This window comes from Frigoribacterium sp. PhB107, from assembly GCF_003751515.1.
Classification (GTDB): domain Bacteria; phylum Actinomycetota; class Actinomycetes; order Actinomycetales; family Microbacteriaceae; genus Frigoribacterium.
Genome location: NZ_RJKU01000001.1, coordinates 1,659,010 through 1,674,711 on the forward strand (window position 1 = coordinate 1,659,010; position 15,702 = coordinate 1,674,711).

The 15,702-nt window shown below is 73.7% G+C and carries 12 protein-coding genes and 1 tRNA gene; 2 read left to right on the forward strand and 11 right to left on the reverse strand.

Translation table 11 applies throughout. From position 1 onward, the window contains the following. Window positions 1–47: 47 nt before the first annotated feature. The 10 genes from EDF18_RS07605 to EDF18_RS07645 all read right to left on the reverse strand — a co-directional run bounded on the left by EDF18_RS07605 (window position 48) and on the right by EDF18_RS07645 (window position 11,997). Window positions 48–743, reverse strand: coding sequence for a response regulator (locus EDF18_RS07605; RefSeq protein WP_123547077.1), 696 nt, complete (start codon window positions 741–743; stop codon window positions 48–50). Then, window positions 740–3,328, reverse strand: coding sequence for an ATP-binding protein (locus EDF18_RS07610; RefSeq protein ID WP_123547078.1), 2,589 nt, complete (start codon window positions 3,326–3,328; stop codon window positions 740–742). Before EDF18_RS07610 ends, EDF18_RS07605 begins: the two co-directional genes overlap by 4 nt. Before the next feature lie 151 nt (window positions 3,329–3,479). Beyond that, window positions 3,480–4,085, reverse strand: a complete 606-nt coding sequence (kdpC, locus tag EDF18_RS07615) for a potassium-transporting ATPase subunit KdpC (RefSeq protein WP_123547079.1) — start codon at window positions 4,083–4,085, stop codon at window positions 3,480–3,482. A 62-nt stretch (window positions 4,086–4,147) separates the two neighbouring features. Continuing rightward, window positions 4,148–6,388, reverse strand: a complete 2,241-nt coding sequence (kdpB, locus tag EDF18_RS07620; RefSeq protein WP_123547080.1) for a potassium-transporting ATPase subunit KdpB — start codon at window positions 6,386–6,388, stop codon at window positions 4,148–4,150. 2 nt (window positions 6,389–6,390) lie between these two features. Then, complete coding sequence (kdpA, locus tag EDF18_RS07625; RefSeq protein WP_123547081.1) at window positions 6,391–8,067, reverse strand: potassium-transporting ATPase subunit KdpA; 1,677 nt, start codon at window positions 8,065–8,067, stop codon at window positions 6,391–6,393. A 9-nt stretch (window positions 8,068–8,076) separates the two neighbouring features. Beyond that, the gene (locus tag EDF18_RS07630; protein ID WP_123547082.1) at window positions 8,077–8,166 is read right to left on the reverse strand and encodes a potassium-transporting ATPase subunit F; all 90 of its coding nucleotides are present in this window, start codon (window positions 8,164–8,166) and stop codon (window positions 8,077–8,079) included. Then, the gene (locus tag EDF18_RS16325) at window positions 8,163–8,321 is read right to left on the reverse strand and encodes a hypothetical protein (RefSeq protein WP_158614647.1); all 159 of its coding nucleotides are present in this window, start codon (window positions 8,319–8,321) and stop codon (window positions 8,163–8,165) included. The genes EDF18_RS07630 and EDF18_RS16325 overlap by 4 nt, the downstream gene beginning before the upstream one ends. 267 nt (window positions 8,322–8,588) lie before the next feature. Beyond that, a tRNA-Ser gene (locus tag EDF18_RS07635) sits at window positions 8,589–8,678 on the reverse strand. 540 nt (window positions 8,679–9,218) lie between these two features. Further along, window positions 9,219–10,610 (reverse strand): LCP family protein, encoded by a 1,392-nt coding sequence (locus EDF18_RS07640; protein ID WP_233569022.1) that lies wholly within the window; start codon window positions 10,608–10,610, stop codon window positions 9,219–9,221. Between the two features lie 193 nt (window positions 10,611–10,803). Beyond that, complete coding sequence (locus EDF18_RS07645; RefSeq protein ID WP_233569023.1) at window positions 10,804–11,997, reverse strand: mannosyltransferase family protein; 1,194 nt, start codon at window positions 11,995–11,997, stop codon at window positions 10,804–10,806. Between the two features lie 166 nt (window positions 11,998–12,163). On the opposite strand from EDF18_RS07645, the gene EDF18_RS07650 reads away from it, so the two are divergent. Both EDF18_RS07650 and EDF18_RS07655 read left to right on the forward strand, forming a co-directional pair. Further along, window positions 12,164–12,967: a sugar phosphate isomerase/epimerase gene (locus EDF18_RS07650; RefSeq protein ID WP_123547085.1), complete on the forward strand. Its 804-nt coding sequence runs from the start codon at window positions 12,164–12,166 to the stop codon at window positions 12,965–12,967. Window positions 12,968–13,068: 101 nt separating this feature from the next. Further along, on the forward strand, window positions 13,069–14,127 hold the full coding sequence (locus EDF18_RS07655) for a Gfo/Idh/MocA family protein (RefSeq protein WP_233569067.1): 1,059 nt from the start codon (window positions 13,069–13,071) through the stop codon (window positions 14,125–14,127). Between the two features lie 309 nt (window positions 14,128–14,436). On the opposite strand, the gene EDF18_RS07660 is transcribed toward EDF18_RS07655, so the two are convergent. Beyond that, window positions 14,437–15,477: a glycoside hydrolase family 6 protein gene (locus EDF18_RS07660; protein WP_158614648.1), complete on the reverse strand. Its 1,041-nt coding sequence runs from the start codon at window positions 15,475–15,477 to the stop codon at window positions 14,437–14,439. Between the last annotated feature and the right edge of the window lie 225 nt (window positions 15,478–15,702).

The window sequence follows — 15,702 nt, forward strand, 5'->3', positions numbered from 1 at the left end:
GCGCCGCGCGGCCCGACGGCGGCCGCGGCGGTCGGGTTCCTCGGAGGTCAGGGCTTCTCGGCGCCTCCGTCCGGCACGAAGCGGTAGCCCATGCCCAGCTCGGTGACGAGGTAGCGCGGCTCGGCCGGCACCGGCTCGAGCTTCTTGCGCAGCTGCGCGAAGTAGAGGCGGAGGTAGCCCGTGTCCTTCGCGTGGAACGCCCCCCACACCTGCGTCAGCAGGGTCTCGCGGGTGACGAGCTTGCCCGGGCTCTGCAGCAGCAGCTCGAGCACGCGCCACTCGGTCGGCGTCAGCCGCACGAGCTCGCCGGCGCGCGTCACCGTCGTGGCCGACAGGTCGACCCGCACGTCGCCGAACTCGACCACGGGCGTGTCGTCGTCGCCGGGAGCGAGGCGACGGGTGAGCGCGCGGATGCGCGCGAGCAGCTCCTCCATCGCGAACGGCTTCGTCACGTAGTCGTCGGCGCCCGCGTCGAGCGCCTCGACCTTGTCGGCGGCGTCGGTGCGTCCGGAGACGACGAGCACGGGCGCGGTCGACCAGCCGCGCAGGCCCGCGATCACCTCGACGCCGTCGAGCCGGGGCATGCCGAGGTCGAGCATGACCAGGTCGGGGTGCTGCGTCATGGCGACGTCGAGCGCCTCGCGCCCGTCGGACGCGGTGTGGATCTCGTAGCCGTGGGCGCCGAGGGTCACCTTGAGCGCCCGCAGGATCTGCGGGTCGTCGTCGGCGATCAGGATCTTCACGGGCCCTCCTCGACGACGGTACCGCCCGCAGGAGGCGCCGATCGCGTTCCCGACGTAGGGATCCCGTGAGGATCCGCGCCGGCTGCGGGGGTCGGGGCCTCGGGCAGGGAGACGACGGCGGTGAGGCCGCCGCCCGGGGTGTCGTCCATCGTGAGGGTGCCGCCCATCGCTTCCGTGAACCCCTTGCTCAGGGCGAGGCCGAGCCCGAGCCCCGTGGAGTTGTCGGTGTCGCCGAGCCGCTGGAACGCGACGGTGATCTCGTCGCGGCGCTCAGGCGGGACGCCGGGCCCGCGGTCGACGACCCGCACCTCCACCCGGCCGGCGAAGCCGCTGGTCGAGATGCGCACGAGGGTGCCGTCGGGCGAGTGGCGCAGCGCGTTGTCGAGCAGGTTGACGAGGACCCGCTGCAGCAGCACGGCGTCGGCGACGACGGCCGGCACCGAGGCGCGCAGCGCCAGCTCGACGTCGGCGGGCCCGAGCCCGAGCTCGTCGAGCGCCCCGAGCACGACGTCGTCGACGTCGACGACCGCGGTGCGGACGGCGAGCGCCCCGGCCTGCACCCGGCTGACGTCGAGCAGGTTCGTGACGAGGGTCGACAGCGACTCCAGGCTCTCCCACGCGGTGGCGAGCAACTCGTCGCGGTCGGCGTCGCTCCACTCGACTCCGGGCTGGCGCAGGCCGCTGACGGAGGCGGTCGCCGCGGCGAGCGGTCGGCGCAGGTCGTGCCCGACGGCGGCCAGCAAGGCGCTGCGCATCCGGTCGACCTCGGCGAGCGGCGCGACCTGGCCGGCCGTGCGGGTGAGCGCCGAGTGCTCGAGCGCCGCCTCGACCTGCGCGGCGACCACGGCGAGGAGGCGTCGGTCGCCCGCCTGCAGCGGCTGGCCGGTCAGCTCGAGCACGCCGTGCTCCCCCGCGGGCAGCGTCGAGACGTCGGCCGATGCACCAGCACCGGCAGGCCCGTCGCCCGCCACCCCGCTGTCGCCGAGCACCTCGTCGCCCGACAGCACCCGCACCCGCCTCAGCCCGAACGCCTCGCGGGTCCGCGCGACGAGCGCCTGCAGCGCGTCCTGCCCCCGCAGCACGCTGCCCGACACGGTCGCGAGCAGCTCGGTCTCGGCGAGGGCCCGGGCCGCCGACCGGCTGCGCCGGGCCGCCTGGTCGACGACCCAGCTGACGATGGCGGCGTTGAGCACGTACAGCACGAGAGCGAGCAGGTGCAGCGGCTCGGCGATCGTGACGCTGTAGATGGGCGCGATGAAGAAGAGGTCGAGCGTGACGCCCGACAACAGGGCGGCGAAGAGCGCCGGCCAGACGCCGCCGGTCACCGCCACGACGACGACGAGCAGCTGGAACAGCAGCACGGTGCCCGCGATGCCGTCTTCTGTGCGGTGCCCCGCGAGCAGCCAGGTGAGCAGCGGCCCGACGACGGCCGCGAGCACGAAGCCGGTGACGACCCGCGAGCGCGACAGCGCCCCGCCGAGCTTGGGCAGCGACCAGCCCCGGCCGGCCGCCGAGTGCGTCACGATGTGCACGTCGAGCTGGCCCGACTCGCGGATCACGGTCGCGCCGATGCCCGGCCCGGTGACGAGCGACCCGAGCCGCCCGCGCCGGCTGACGCCGATCACGAGCTGGGAGGCGTCGGCCCCCTTGGCGAAGTCGACCAGCGCCCTCGGCACGTCCGAGCCGACGACCTGGTGGTAGCTGCCGCCGAGCTTCTCGACGAGGGCGCGCTGGGCCGCGAGCGCGCCGGGCGCGCCCTGCCGGAGGCCGTCGGGGGTGCTCACGTGCACGGCGATCAGCTCGCCCCCGGCGCTGCGGGCCGCGATGCGCGCGGCGCGACGGATCAGCGTCTCGCCCTCCGCGCCTCCGGTGAGGGCCACGACCACGCGCTCGCGCGCCTCCCACGCGGCGTCGATGCCGTGCTCGACGCGGTACGCGCGGAGGGCGCTGTCGACCTCGTCGGCGAGCCAGAGCAGGGCGAGCTCGCGCAGCGCGGTGAGGTTGCCGAGCCGGAAGTAGTTCGAGAGCGCCGCGTCGACCCGGGCGGCGGGGTAGACGTCACCCGCCGCGAGCCGGTCGCGGAGCGCCTGCGGCGCCAGGTCGACGACCTCGATCTGGTCGGCCGCGCGCAGCACCGCGTCGGGCACGGTCTCGTGCTGCGCCGCGCCGGTGATCTGCTCGACGACGTCGGCCAGCGACTCGACGTGCTGCACGTTGACCGTCGACACCACCGAGATGCCGGCGTCGAGCAGGGCCTGCACGTCGCGCCAGCGCTTGTCGTGCCGGGAGCCCGGGGCGTTGCTGTGCGCGAGCTCGTCGACGAGCGCGACCTGCGGCGCCCGGGCGAGCACCGCTTCCAGGTCCATCTCGTCGAGCTCGACCCCGCGGTGCACGTGCCGCTCGCGCGGCACCACCTCGAGGTCGCCCAGCCGGGCGGCGGTCGCTGCCCGGCCGTGGGTCTCGACCACGGCCACCACGACGTCCTTGCCCTCGTCGCGCAGCCTCGCGCCCTCCTCGAGCATCGTGAAGGTCTTGCCGACGCCGGGAGCGGCGCCGAGCAGCACCCGCAGCCGACCTCGTGTCATGCGCCCAGCTTCGCACGCGCCGCCGACACGTCCGGGGCCGCGCACACGGCGACGTCAGCACGCGTGGCACCTGCCGCACGCGAGGCACCGGCCGCACGCGTGACACCGGCCGCACGCGAGGCACCGGCCGAACGCCCGGCAGCCGCCGCCCTCACGACCCGAGCTCCGTCAGCGCGGCGTTCAGCTCGAGCACGTCGACCGTGGGCTCCCCCAGGTAGCCGAGCTCGCGGCCGTGCACGTGCTGCTCGACGAGCTCGCGCACCTCGGCGACGGGCAGCGACCGCGCGGCGGCGACGCGCTCGACCTGCTGGCGCGCCCACTCGGGCGAGATGTCCGGGTCGAGGCCCGAGGCCGAGGCCGTCAGCGCATCGACGGGTACCGACGCGGGGTCCACCCCGTCGAGGGAGGCGACGGCGGCGCGGCGCTCCTCGATCGCGGCGATCAGGTCGGCGTTCTCCGGGCCGAGGTTGCTGCCGCTCGAGGCGCCGGCGTCCCAGCCGTCGCCCGCCGCCGAGGGACGCGACTGGAACCACTCGGGCAGGGCGGCCCCGTCGGCGTCGACGAACGACTGGCCGAGCAGCGACGAGCCGACGACCTCGCCGTCCACGGTGAGCCGGGAGCCGTCCGCCTGGTGCGGCAGCACGAGCTGTCCGACGCCGGTGACGAGCAGGGTGTAGCCGAGGCCGAGCACGACGGTCGCGGCGACCATCGCGCGGAGTGCCGTGCCGTACTGGCGCAGCGTCGAGCGGGTGTCCATGGGGTTCCTTCTTCTGGTGGTGCGGGTGCGGTGCAGGAGGCGGTGCGTCAGGCAGCGCTCGTTCAGTAGCCGGGGACCAGCGCGACCACGAGGTCGATCAGCTTGATCCCGACGAAGGGCGCGACGACGCCGCCGACCCCGTAGACGAGCAGGTTGCGGCTGAGCACCTGGGAGGCCGACGCCGCGCGGTACGCGACGCCCCGCAGCGCCAGCGGGATGAGCACGACGATGACGAGCGCGTTGAAGACGATCGCCGAGAGGATCGCCGAGGCCGGCGAGCTCAGCTGCATCACGTTCAGCACCCCGAGCCCCGGGAACACCCCGGCGAACATGGCCGGGATGATCGCGAAGTACTTCGCCACGTCGTTCGCGATCGAGAACGTCGTCAGGGCACCGCGGGTGATGAGCAGCTGCTTGCCGATCCGGACGATGTCGATCAGCTTCGTCGGGTCGCTGTCGAGGTCGACCATGTTGCCGGCCTCCTTCGCGGCCGACGTGCCCGTGTTCATCGCGACGCCGACGTCGGCCTGCGCGAGCGCCGGGGCGTCGTTGGTGCCGTCGCCGGTCATGGCGACGAGCGCGCCGCCCTCCTGCTCGCGGCGGATCAGCGCGAGCTTGTCCTCCGGCGTCGCCTCGGCGAGGTAGTCGTCGACGCCGGCCTCGGCCGCAATGGCCTTGGCGGTGAGCGGGTTGTCGCCCGTGATCATCACGGTGCGGATCCCCATCGTGCGCAGCTCGGCGAAGCGCTCGCGCAGGCCGTCCTTGACGACGTCCTTGAGGTGGACGACGCCCAGCACCCGGCGCTCGCCCGTGGCGTCCGCGACGGCGACGACCAGCGGCGTGCCGCCCGCCTCCGACACGGCGTCGACCAGGCCCCGCAGCTGCTCGCGCCGGTCTGCGGGCAGGGCGCGCGCCTCCTCGGCCCAGGCGACGACGGAGGCGGCGGCCCCCTTCCGCACCACGCTCCCGTCGGGCAGGTCGAGGCCGCTCATGCGGGTCTGGGCGGTGAACGGCACGACGACGCTCCCGTCGCCAGGAGCGCCCGACGCGCCTCCCTCGTGCCAGCCCGTCGTCAGGGCGAGGTCGACGATCGAGCGCCCCTCGGGGGTCGGGTCGCTGAGCGACGCGGTCGCTGCGGCGTCGACGAGCTCGCCCGGGGCGACGGCGTCCAGCGGCACGAACTCCGACGCGCGCCGGTTGCCGTAGGTGATGGTGCCGGTCTTGTCGAGCAGCAGGGTCGTCACGTCGCCCGCGGCCTCGACGGCCCGGCCCGACATCGCGAGCACGTTGCGCTGCACGAGGCGGTCCATGCCGGCGATGCCGATGGCGCTGAGCAGCGCGCCGATCGTCGTGGGGATGAGGCAGACCAGAAGGGCGATCAGCACCGGGATGCTCACCGACGCGTCGCTGTAGGCCGCGATCGGGTTCAGCGTCAGCGTCACGACGACGAAGACGACCGAGAGGCTCGCGAGCAGGATGTTCAGCGCGATCTCGTTCGGCGTCTTCTGCCGCGAGGCCCCCTCGACGAGGCGGATCATCCGGTCGACGAAGGTCTCGCCGGGCTTGCTGGTGATGCGCACGACGACCCGGTCGGACAGCACCCGGGTGCCGCCGGTGACGGCGCTGCGGTCGCCGCCCGACTCGCGGATCACCGGGGCCGACTCGCCCGTGATCGCCGACTCGTCGACGCTCGCGATGCCCCAGACGACGTCGCCGTCGCCCGGCACGACCTCGCCGGCCACGACCACGACCACGTCGCCCAGCACGAGGTCGGCCGACGACACCTGCTCCGAGGAGGCGCGCTCGGCCGAGGGGTCGCTGGTCTCGTCCCACGAGGCCACGCGTCGCGCCGTCGTGCTGGTCCGCGTCGCCCGGAGCGTCTCGGCCTGCGCCTTGCCGCGGCCCTCGGCCACGGACTCGGCGAGGTTCGCGAAGACGACGGTCGCCCAGAGCCAGAGCGCGATCGCCCAGGTGAACGAGCCGGGCACGGCCGAGCCGCCCGAGGTCTGCGGTCCCGTGACGACGCCCGCGACGGCGAGCACCGTCGTGTAGGCGGCGCCGACCTCGACGATGAACATGACGGGGTTCCGCCACATCAGTCGGGGGTCGAGCTTGCGGAGCGCGCCGGGCAGCGCCGCGGCGAGCTGGGCGACGCTGAAGGCGCCGCCGCCCCGGGACGAGCCCGAGCCGGCAGAGCCGTCGGTCGCGACGCCGGTGCCCTGGTCGGTGGTGGCGGAGTCGGCGGACGAGCCGGTCGGCGAATCGGTCGGCGAGTCGGTCGGTGTGTCGGTGGAGGTGGCCATGGTCAGTTCAGCCCTTCGGCGAGCGGCCCCAGTGCGAGCACGGGGAAGTAGGTCAGCGCCGTCACGATCACGGAGACGCCGGTGAGGAGGCCCACGAACTGCGGGCGGTGGGTGGGCAGGGTGCCCGCGGTCGCGGGTGCCTTCCCCTGGGCGGCGAACGAGCCGGCGAGGGCGAGCACGAGCACGATCGGCACGAACCGGCCGAGCAGCACGGCGACGCCGAGGGCCGTGTTGAACCAGGGCGTGTTCGCCGTGAGCCCGGCGAAGGCCGAGCCGTTGTTGTTGGCGGCCGAGGTGAAGGCGTAGAGCACCTCGCTGAAGCCGTGCAGGCCGGGGTTCCAGATCGACGTGCCCTCGACGTCGGCGCGCACGGCGGGGATCGCGAAGCTCAGCGCCGTACCGGTGAGCACGAGGGTCGGGGTGACGAGGATGTACAAGCTGGCGAGCTTGATCTCGCGCGGCCCGATCGCCTTGCCGAGGTACTCGGGAGTCCGGCCGACGAGCAGCCCCGCGATGAACACCGTGATGACGGCGAGCACGAGGATCCCGTAGAGCCCCGAGCCGACCCCGCCGGGGGCGATCTCGCCGAGCATCATGTCGATCATCGCGACCATGCCGCCGAGCGCCGTGTACGAGTCGTGCATCGAGTCGACGGCACCCGTCGAGGTGAGGGTCGAGGTCGAGCCGAACAGGGTCGATCCCCAGACGCCGAACCGCACCTCCTTGCCCTCCAAGGCACCGCCGGCGAGCTGCGGAGCCGTGCCGGCGCCCCGGACCTCCGCCCAGGTCATCGCGGTGAGCGAGACGACGGCGATGGTCGTCATGACTGCGGCGATCGCCCTGCCCTCGCGGGCTGAGCCGACCATGCGGCCGAAGGTGCGGGGCAGCGAGAACGGGATGACGAGCATGAGCACGACCTGGAACAGGTTGGTCCAGGCGGTCGGGTTCTCGAACGGGTGCGCGCTGTTGACGTTGAAGAAGCCGCCGCCGTTCGTGCCGAGCAGCTTGATCGCCTCCTGCGAGGCCACCGGGCCGCCCGGGATCACGGCCGTGCCTCCGGTCAGCGTGCCGACCGCCTCGGGGGCGGCGAAGGTCTGCACGACGCCGCCGGCCAGCAGGACGAAGGCAGCGACGACGGCGAGCGGCAGCAGGATGCGCGTCACCGAGCGGGTGAGGTCGACCCAGAAGTTGCCGAGGGTGCCGCTGCGGGCGCGGGCGAGGCCGCGGATCAGCGCGACGGCGACGGCGATCCCGACGGCCGCGGAGACGAAGTTCTGCACGGCGAGGCCCGCGAGCTGGACGGCGTAGCCCATCGTCAGCTCGGGCGAGTACGACTGCCAGTTCGTGTTCGTGACGAAGCTCGCGGCGGTGTTGAACGCGAGGTCGGGCGGCACGGCAGGCAGGCCGAGGGAGGCGGGCAACAGGGCCTGCGTGCGCTGCAGCACGTAGAGCAGGACGAGGCCGACGACCGAGAAGGCGAGCACGCCGCGGAGGTACGCCCGCCACGTCTGCTCGGACGAGCTGTCGACGCCGACGACGCGGTAGAGCAGCCGCTCGGCCGCGAGGTCGCGGGTGCTCGTGAAGGTGCGCGCCATGTGGTCGCCGAGCGGCCGGTGCAGCACCACGAGCACCAGCACGACGGTGGCGATCTGGAGGAGGCCCGCGAGGGTGTCGTTCACGCCGGCCGCCTAGAACTTCTCGGGCGCGACGAGCGCGACCACGAGGTAGACGAGGGCGGCGACGGCGAGGACGACCGCGACGATGCCGAGGGCGGTCACAGGCGCTCCACCCCCTTCGCCACGAGGGCGACGACCGCCATGACGGCGACGATGGCGAGCAGGTAGACGAGGTCGAGCACGGTGGTGACTCCGAGTCCAGGAGGAGCGGGTGCGGCCGGCGGCGCCGGTCGCGTGCCCCACGGGGGCACGGTCACCCAGCAGACACCGACGCACGGGTCCGGACGGCCGTCCTCACGGGTTCCCTACGGCGGCGGGCGGCATCCTCGCGGTTCGCTGACGCGGTGCGGCACAGAGGGGCCTGCATCCTCGCGGTCCGCTGACGCGGTGCGGCTCGGGGAGGCCTGCGTCCCCGCGGCGCCTGGTCCGACCGCGCCGGGGCGAAGAACTGGTCCGACCGCGCCGGGGCGAAGAAAAAGGCCCCGTGCATCGATCTGGCGAGATCACAACGCGACGGGGCCCCGCGGAGCCGGTGGGATTTGAACCCACGGTTCCCACAAAGGGAACTCCACCTTAGCAGGGTGGTGCACTAGGCCGAACTATGCGACGGCTCCATGCGCAGTCTCGTGCGGGACGTGACGGCGCACCCACGATCATAGCGGGCCGGACGCGATCTGCCGAACCGCGCCTCCTCGGCGGGCCGAGCCGCACCTCCTCGGCGCGACGAGCGGGCCTGCTCACCCGTGTTTCACCCGTTGATCCCCCTTTCGGGGGGCGTCGCGGCCTTGTCCACCTATATGCCGACTCATAGAGTACCCCTGGCGCCGGAGACGGCGGAGTCGTGCACCACCCGGCAGCACGGGGCGTCCCCGGACGCGGCGGCTCTCCCCCGACGACGCCGCCCCGGCCCTCCGACGCACTTCCCGACGCTGTGCCGCTCCCCGACGCGGCACCGACCGGAGGCATCTCTGTCGACGACGACGTCGACGTCACACCCCCTGCGGTGCCGAACCCCTGATCCCGGCACCGCAGGGCCCCCCACGGCGCGTTCGGGCGCCCGCGCGGGGATCCCCGGTCGTCCCGGCGAGCTGGTTACTCGCCGGGACGCCCTCTCCCCCGCCTTGCCGGGCACCGCGCCGGCACCGTCGGCAGGACTACTTCTGCAGGAAGCCGACCGAGCAGGTCTGCTCCGCAGCCGACTGGCCCGTGAGGCCGGAGATGACCTCCGGGCCGGCAGGAGCCACGGCAGGGTCGGTCGGAGTGCCGGTCGCCGGGGCCGTGGGGGCAGGAGTCCCGGAGGCGGAGGCAGCAGGAGCCTCGGGCGCCGCGGAGGCGCCTCCTGCGACGTCGCCCGCAGCCGCGTCGTCCGCAGCCGCGTCGTCCGTGGCGGCGGACGCCGCGCCGAGCCCCTCGCTTCCTGCCTCGAGCGTGAACGGCTGGTCGGCCCGGATCGCGTCGAAGAGCTTCGTCGCGACCGAGGTGATCGGCTGCACCTTGCCCGCGTAGACGCCGGTGCCCTCGGTCGTGCCGGGGTACTGGACGAAGTTGACCTGGTCGAGCGGGAGGTCGCGCAGCGCCGAGCCGATCTGCACCATGGTGCCGAGGTCGGTGAGCTGCTCGGAGAGGGTCATGTTGCTCGCGGCCGCTCGGGCGAGGGAGTACAGCTTGGTCGGGTTCGTGAGGGTGTCGGCGCTCTTGACCGTGCGCAGCAGCGACGACAGGTAGACCTGCTGGCTGCTGATGCGGCCGAGGTCGGATCCGTCGCCGACGCCGTGGCGCGTGCGGAGGAACTGCAGCGCCTGCTCGCCCTGGAGCACCGTCTCGCCGGCCTGGATGTCGAGGCCGGTGTAGCGGTCCTTGATCGGGGTCGCGGCGCAGACGGGGACGCCGCCGACGGCGTTCGACATCTCGATGACGCCGTTGAACGAGATCATGCCCGCGAAGGGGATGTCGAGGCCGGTCAGCTCGGACACCGTCGACACGACGCAGCTGAGGCCGCCGTACGAGTACGCCTCGTTCATCGGACGGGCGGACATGGCCGAGTAGTAGCCGCTGCCGTCCTCCTTCGCGCAGGCGGGGATCGGGACCACCATGTCGCGCGGGATGCTCACGGCCGTCGCGTTGGAGTGGTCGGCCGACACGTGCAGCAGGATGTTGACGTCGTTGAGGGTGGCGTCGCGCTTGCCGAACGCGCCCTCGTCCTGTTCCGCGTCGTTGTCGGTGCCGACGACGAGCACGTTGAAGCCGCCCGGGTAGGCGTCGACGGACGGCGGGGACGCGACGACCGGGGTCTTCCCCTTCGCGGCGGGCAGCGCGACGCCCGTGCCGAGGTCCGAGCGCACCTGGTAGGCCGCGATGGCCCCGACGGACGCCCCGCTCACGAGCACGACGGCGAGCGCTCCGGCGACGACCTTGCCGATCGTGCCGAGCGGACCCGTGGCCCGGAGGCGCCCGTGACGGGCGACGCCGCGCCCCGAGGTCTCGGCCGCGCGGCGGCTCGTACGGCTCTCGGCACGGCTGGCGGTGCGGTCGCGGTCGTCGGTCACGCGGAGTCCTCTCGGTCGACGCGGGCACGACGCGGACCCGGTGACGGTCGGCGGGGATCGTGCCTGCGCGATGGGCGGGCAGAACGGCATCGTAACGGGCGGAACCCGACGAAACGGTCCGTCGCCCAGAACGGGGGGCCTCCGGCCGCGGAGCACGACCCCGTCGGCAGGACCGACCGGCGGCACCCGTCCGTCAGGGGTAGCCGACGAACCAGAGCAGCACGACGGCGACGGGCTGCAGCACGACGCCGACCCCGAGCAGCACCCACCGGAGGCGCGGCGCGGCCACGACCACGGGGTGGCCGAGCAACGGCGCGACGGGCAGCAGCAACCTCGGCAGGCTCTGCTGCGGCAGGAAGACCGCGACGAGGTAGAGCAGGTAGCTCGCGGCGTACGACACGACCTCGACGCCCATCGCCTGCGTCGAGCGACGGGTGAACGCCCAGGCCACGACGCCGAGCACCACCCCGACGAGCACGATCCCCGCCACGCCGAGGAACGTGCCCGCCATCACGAACCAGGGCGTCAGCGGGGCGAAGTGCTGGCGCCCGACGAACCCGACCCACCACGAGAGCTCGGTGTCGAGGTAGGCGCCCGAGCGGCCGGTCACGTGGTCCGCGATCACGGGCCACGCGAGGCCCGCCGCCGAGATCAGCAGCCCGGCCACGACGACCGAGACGCGCTCGCGCCTCCTGAACCCCCGCCCCTCGCGTCGCAGCCGCACGACCGCGGTCACGGCGAGCGCCAGGGCGAGCGCCAGCACGCCGGGCCGGGTGAAGGCGGCGACGACGCCGAACGGGACCATCAGCGGGTACTGCCGGCGCACCAGTGCCAGCAGCGCCGCGAAGGTGAGCAGCAGCATCAGGCTCTCGGCGTAGGCGACTTGCAGCACGAACGAGAGCGGCCCGAAGCAGAACAGGGCGACGGCCCAGAGGGCGCTCTGCGGGCCGACCGTCTCGAGGACGACCCGGTGCAGCAGCACCGCGGCGCCGCCTCCGGCGACCACGGCCACGACGAGGCCGATCGCGAAGAAGGCGTTCCCGGCGAGGTCGACGCCGAGCACGGACGCGACGCCGCGCACGAGCCCCGGGAACACCGGCAGGAACGCCCACGGGTTGGGCAGCACGTGGCCGTCGTCGTCGACGGGCAGCTCGGTCGGGTAGCCCTGCTGGGCGATGGTCCGGTAGTAGCTGGCGTCCCACGAGCCCGAGAAGGAGGCGAAGCTCGGGTCGGCGCGGTAGCTGGCGAACGCCCAGCCCTGCGAGGTCGCGAGCGAGAAGAGGCCGCCGAGCCAGGCGCTCGACACGAGCCGCGAGAGGGCGTACAGCACGAGCACGACGACCATGGGAGGGGCGCCCTGCAGTCGGGGGCTGAGTCGCAGGCGCACCCGGTCAGCCTAGGAGGCGCCTCCTCGATCCCGACTTCCGTCCTGTCGATCGTCGGGAACCTTTTGTCATGGGTCGACAGAAGTGACAGAGTTGACGTGCACGCCCTCGATCTTCCTCTCCGGCCCTCCGGCCACCACGAGATCCACCACGACAAAGGAGTTCGCCATGACCTCGTCACCCTCCGTCCAGCTCTACACGGTCAGGGACGCCATCTCGGCCGACCTGCAGGGCGCCGTCGCCCGCGTCGCCGAGATCGGCTTCACCAAGGTCGAGCCCTACGACTTCGTCGCCCGCGCCGACGAGCTCGAGAAGGCCTTCGCCGCCTCGGGCGTCACCGCCCCCTCCGCCCACGCGCCGGTCATCGACTCGACCGAGCCCGAGCGCGCCTTCGCCGCCGCCGCCCAGCTCGGCGTCGGCACGGTCATCGACCCCTTCATCCCCAGCGACCGCTGGCAGACCGCCGACGACGCCCGCGCGATCGCCGACCGCGTCAACGAGCTGCAGGTGCAGGCGGCCGCCACGGGACTGAAGTTCGGCTACCACAACCACCAGTGGGAGTTCGCGAACAAGGTCGACGGGCGCCCCGTCTACGAGTTCTTCCTCGAGCGCCTGAACGACGACGTCGTGCTCGAGATCGACACCTTCTGGTCGACCGTCGGCGGCATGGACACCCCCGCCCTGCTGCGGTCGCTGGGCGACCGCGTCCAGTTCCTGCACGTCAAGGACGGCCGCATCTCGGGCGACATCGCCACCGCGCTGCCGAGCAGCGAGAGCGCCCTGGAGGTGCCGGAGGCCCTCGCCGCCGCGTTCAAGAACCAGACGCCCGCCGGCCAGGGCGACGTCGACGTCGCCGCCGTGCTCGCCGCCGCGCCGCACGCGCTGCGCGTCGTCGAGTTCGACGACTACAGCGCAGACGTCTTCGACGGCATCGCCGAGTCGCTCGCGTGGCTCGCGGAGAACGACAAGTGACCGGCGTCGAGACGGGCGCCTCCGGCGGCACGGGCACCGGCACGGGCACCGGCACCGGCCGCACGGGCCGCGTCGGCGTCGGCGTCGTCGGCGCGGGCGTCATCAGCGGCACCTACCTCGAGAACATGACGAAGTTCCCCGACCTCGAGGTCCTCTTCGTCGCCGACCTGATCGCCGACCGTGCCCGGTCGCGCGCCGAGGAGTACGGCGTGCCCCGCCACGGCACCGTCGAGGAGCTGCTGGCGATCGACGAGATCGAGATCGTCGTCAACCTGACGATCCCCGCCGTGCACGCCGAGGTCGGCCGCCAGATCGTCGCCGCGGGCAAGAGCGTCTGGAGCGAGAAGCCGCTGGCCCTCGACCACGCCTCGGGCAGCGACCTGCTGGCCGCGGCCGACGCGGCCGGCGTCCGCGTCGCCTGCGCACCCGACACCGTGCTGGGCGCCGGCATCCAGTCGGCGATGCGCGCGATCGCCCGCGGCGACATCGGCGAGCCGCTGACCGCGACGACGCTGTTCCACGTGCCCGGGCCCGACGCGTGGCACCCGGACCCCGAGTTCCTCTTCGCGAAGGGCGCGGGCCCCCTGTTCGACATGGGCCCGTACTACGTGACGACGCTCGTGCACGCCTTCGGCGCCGCGAGCTCGGTCAGCGCCGTCTCGTCGACGTCGCGCACCACGCGCTCCATCGGCAGCGGCCCCCGTGCCGGCACCGAGTTCCCCGTCGAGGTGCCGACGCACCACGCGGCGCTCATCTCGTTCGAGGGCGGGCAGTCGGCGCAGTCGACCTTCTCGTTCCAGAACGCGCTGCCCCGAATGGGCTTCGTCGAGATCAGCGGCACCGAGGGCACCATCGTGCTGCCCGACCCCAACACCTTCGAGGGCGACTCGACGATGTGGCGCTTCGGCCAGGACGAGCCGAGCACCCTCACGGCCGCGGGATCGACCTACGGCCGGGGCTCGGGCGTGCTCGACCTCGCCCGGGCGCTGCGCGGCGGTGACGCCGAGCGTGCGAGCGGCGCCGTCGCGTCGCACGTGCTCGACGTGCTGCTCGCCGTCAGCGAGGCCGCGGAGTCGCGCTCGGTCGTCGAGGTCGCCTCGACGGTCGCGAAGCCGGAGCCGCTCGCCGAGGCCTGGGACCCGTCCGAGGCCACGCTCTAGGTCGGCCCCGCCGGGACGACCCGGCCGCCTGCAGGAGGCGCGGTGCGAGCGAGGCTCGCGCCGCGCCTCCTGCGCGTCTGCGGTCGGTCAGCTGTGCCGCCCCTTGCTCGGATCAGACCGTCCTCCCCGAAGCGCGGCGGGTCTGCTTTCCGCAAATGCCGACCGCACCCCTTGCAACAGCGGGTTTTCCGGTCACGATCGGGGCTGCAGGGCGCTTGCGGTCGGCATGTGCGGCCCCCGAGCGCACGCAGGAAGGCAGCCGATCAGCGCGCGACGGGCCCGAGGGCCTGACGCACGCCGACCCGAGCCTCAGCGCCGGTTCGCGACCAGCGCCGTCGCGTACGACGGGAACCACACGCCCGCCGCGGGCCCGCCGTTGCACGTGCCGTCGCTCGCGCCCGGCGTCTTGACCCAGAGCAGGGCGTCGAGCGCGCTCGTCCCCGAGGTCGCCACGCGGGGCGTCTGCCCGAGTCCGGCGCCGGGGGCGTTGCACCAGGTGCCCTTCCACCCGCGCCCGTTCCGCGACACGTCGATCACGTAGCGCGCCCCGCCCGTCGCGGCGGAGACCGCGTCGGCGTAGGCCCGCTCCTGGTCGACCGGGTAGTAGTTCGCCACGTTCGTGTAGAAGCCACGGGCCTGGTCGATCCCGGCCGCCTTCAGCCGCACGGCCATGTCGGCGGGCTTCACCCAGTTCGAGTTGCCCCCGTCGAGGTAGGCCGGCACCCCCGCGCGGGAGAAGGCGGCGACGGCGCTCGCGATCGTGGCGGTCCGGGTCGCGGTCAGGGCCGGGCACGAGCTGAGGTGCCCCAGCGAGTCGGGCTCGACCAGCACGACGGCTCGGTGCCCCGCGAGCGCGGTCGCGACCCTCTGGTTCCAGGCCAGGTAGGCGGCGTCGCTCGCCGCGCCTCCTGCGGAGTGCCCGCCGCAGTCGCGCCCGGGGATGTCGTACGTGACGAACACCGGCGTCGTCCCCTTCGCCTCGGCGGCGGCCAGGTTCCGCTGGATCACCTTCACCAGCATCGCGTCGTCGTACCAGGAGCCGAGCCAGATCGCGATCGGCTGAGCCGCGATCGTGCGGGCCGCGGCGGCGTCGGCAGTGCGCCCCTGGGCGGCGAGCTGGGTCGCGGCCGTGGCGGCGGGGCCTTGCTGCTCGACGTGCAGCCCGCCCTTGAAGACGGTCGCCGCCGACGCGGTGCGGATCGTCGAGGAGGTGGTGGTCGCGGTCGTGCGGGGAGCCGCGGCCTCCGCAGCCGAGCCGGGGGACGAGGAGGCGGGGGGCGCGACGACGAGACCGGCCGCGAGCGCGACGACGGCCCCGGCGACGACGCCCGCGCGGGCGAGGTCGATCACGGGAGAGCCCTTCGGGGTGATGAGGTGGTGCGGGGTCCCGGAGCCGGGAACGAGGTTCCCGAGGCCGGGCGGGTGCTGCGCCGTCGACCAGGCGTCGGCGCCGCAGGTGCTGCGCCGACGGCTGGACGTCGGCGCCGGCCGACGGGCCTCGATCGGCCCGCCTGGCGACGACGTCAGTGCACCACGACGCCGGATCCGCCCCCACCCCCCGTCCGGAGGCTCCCG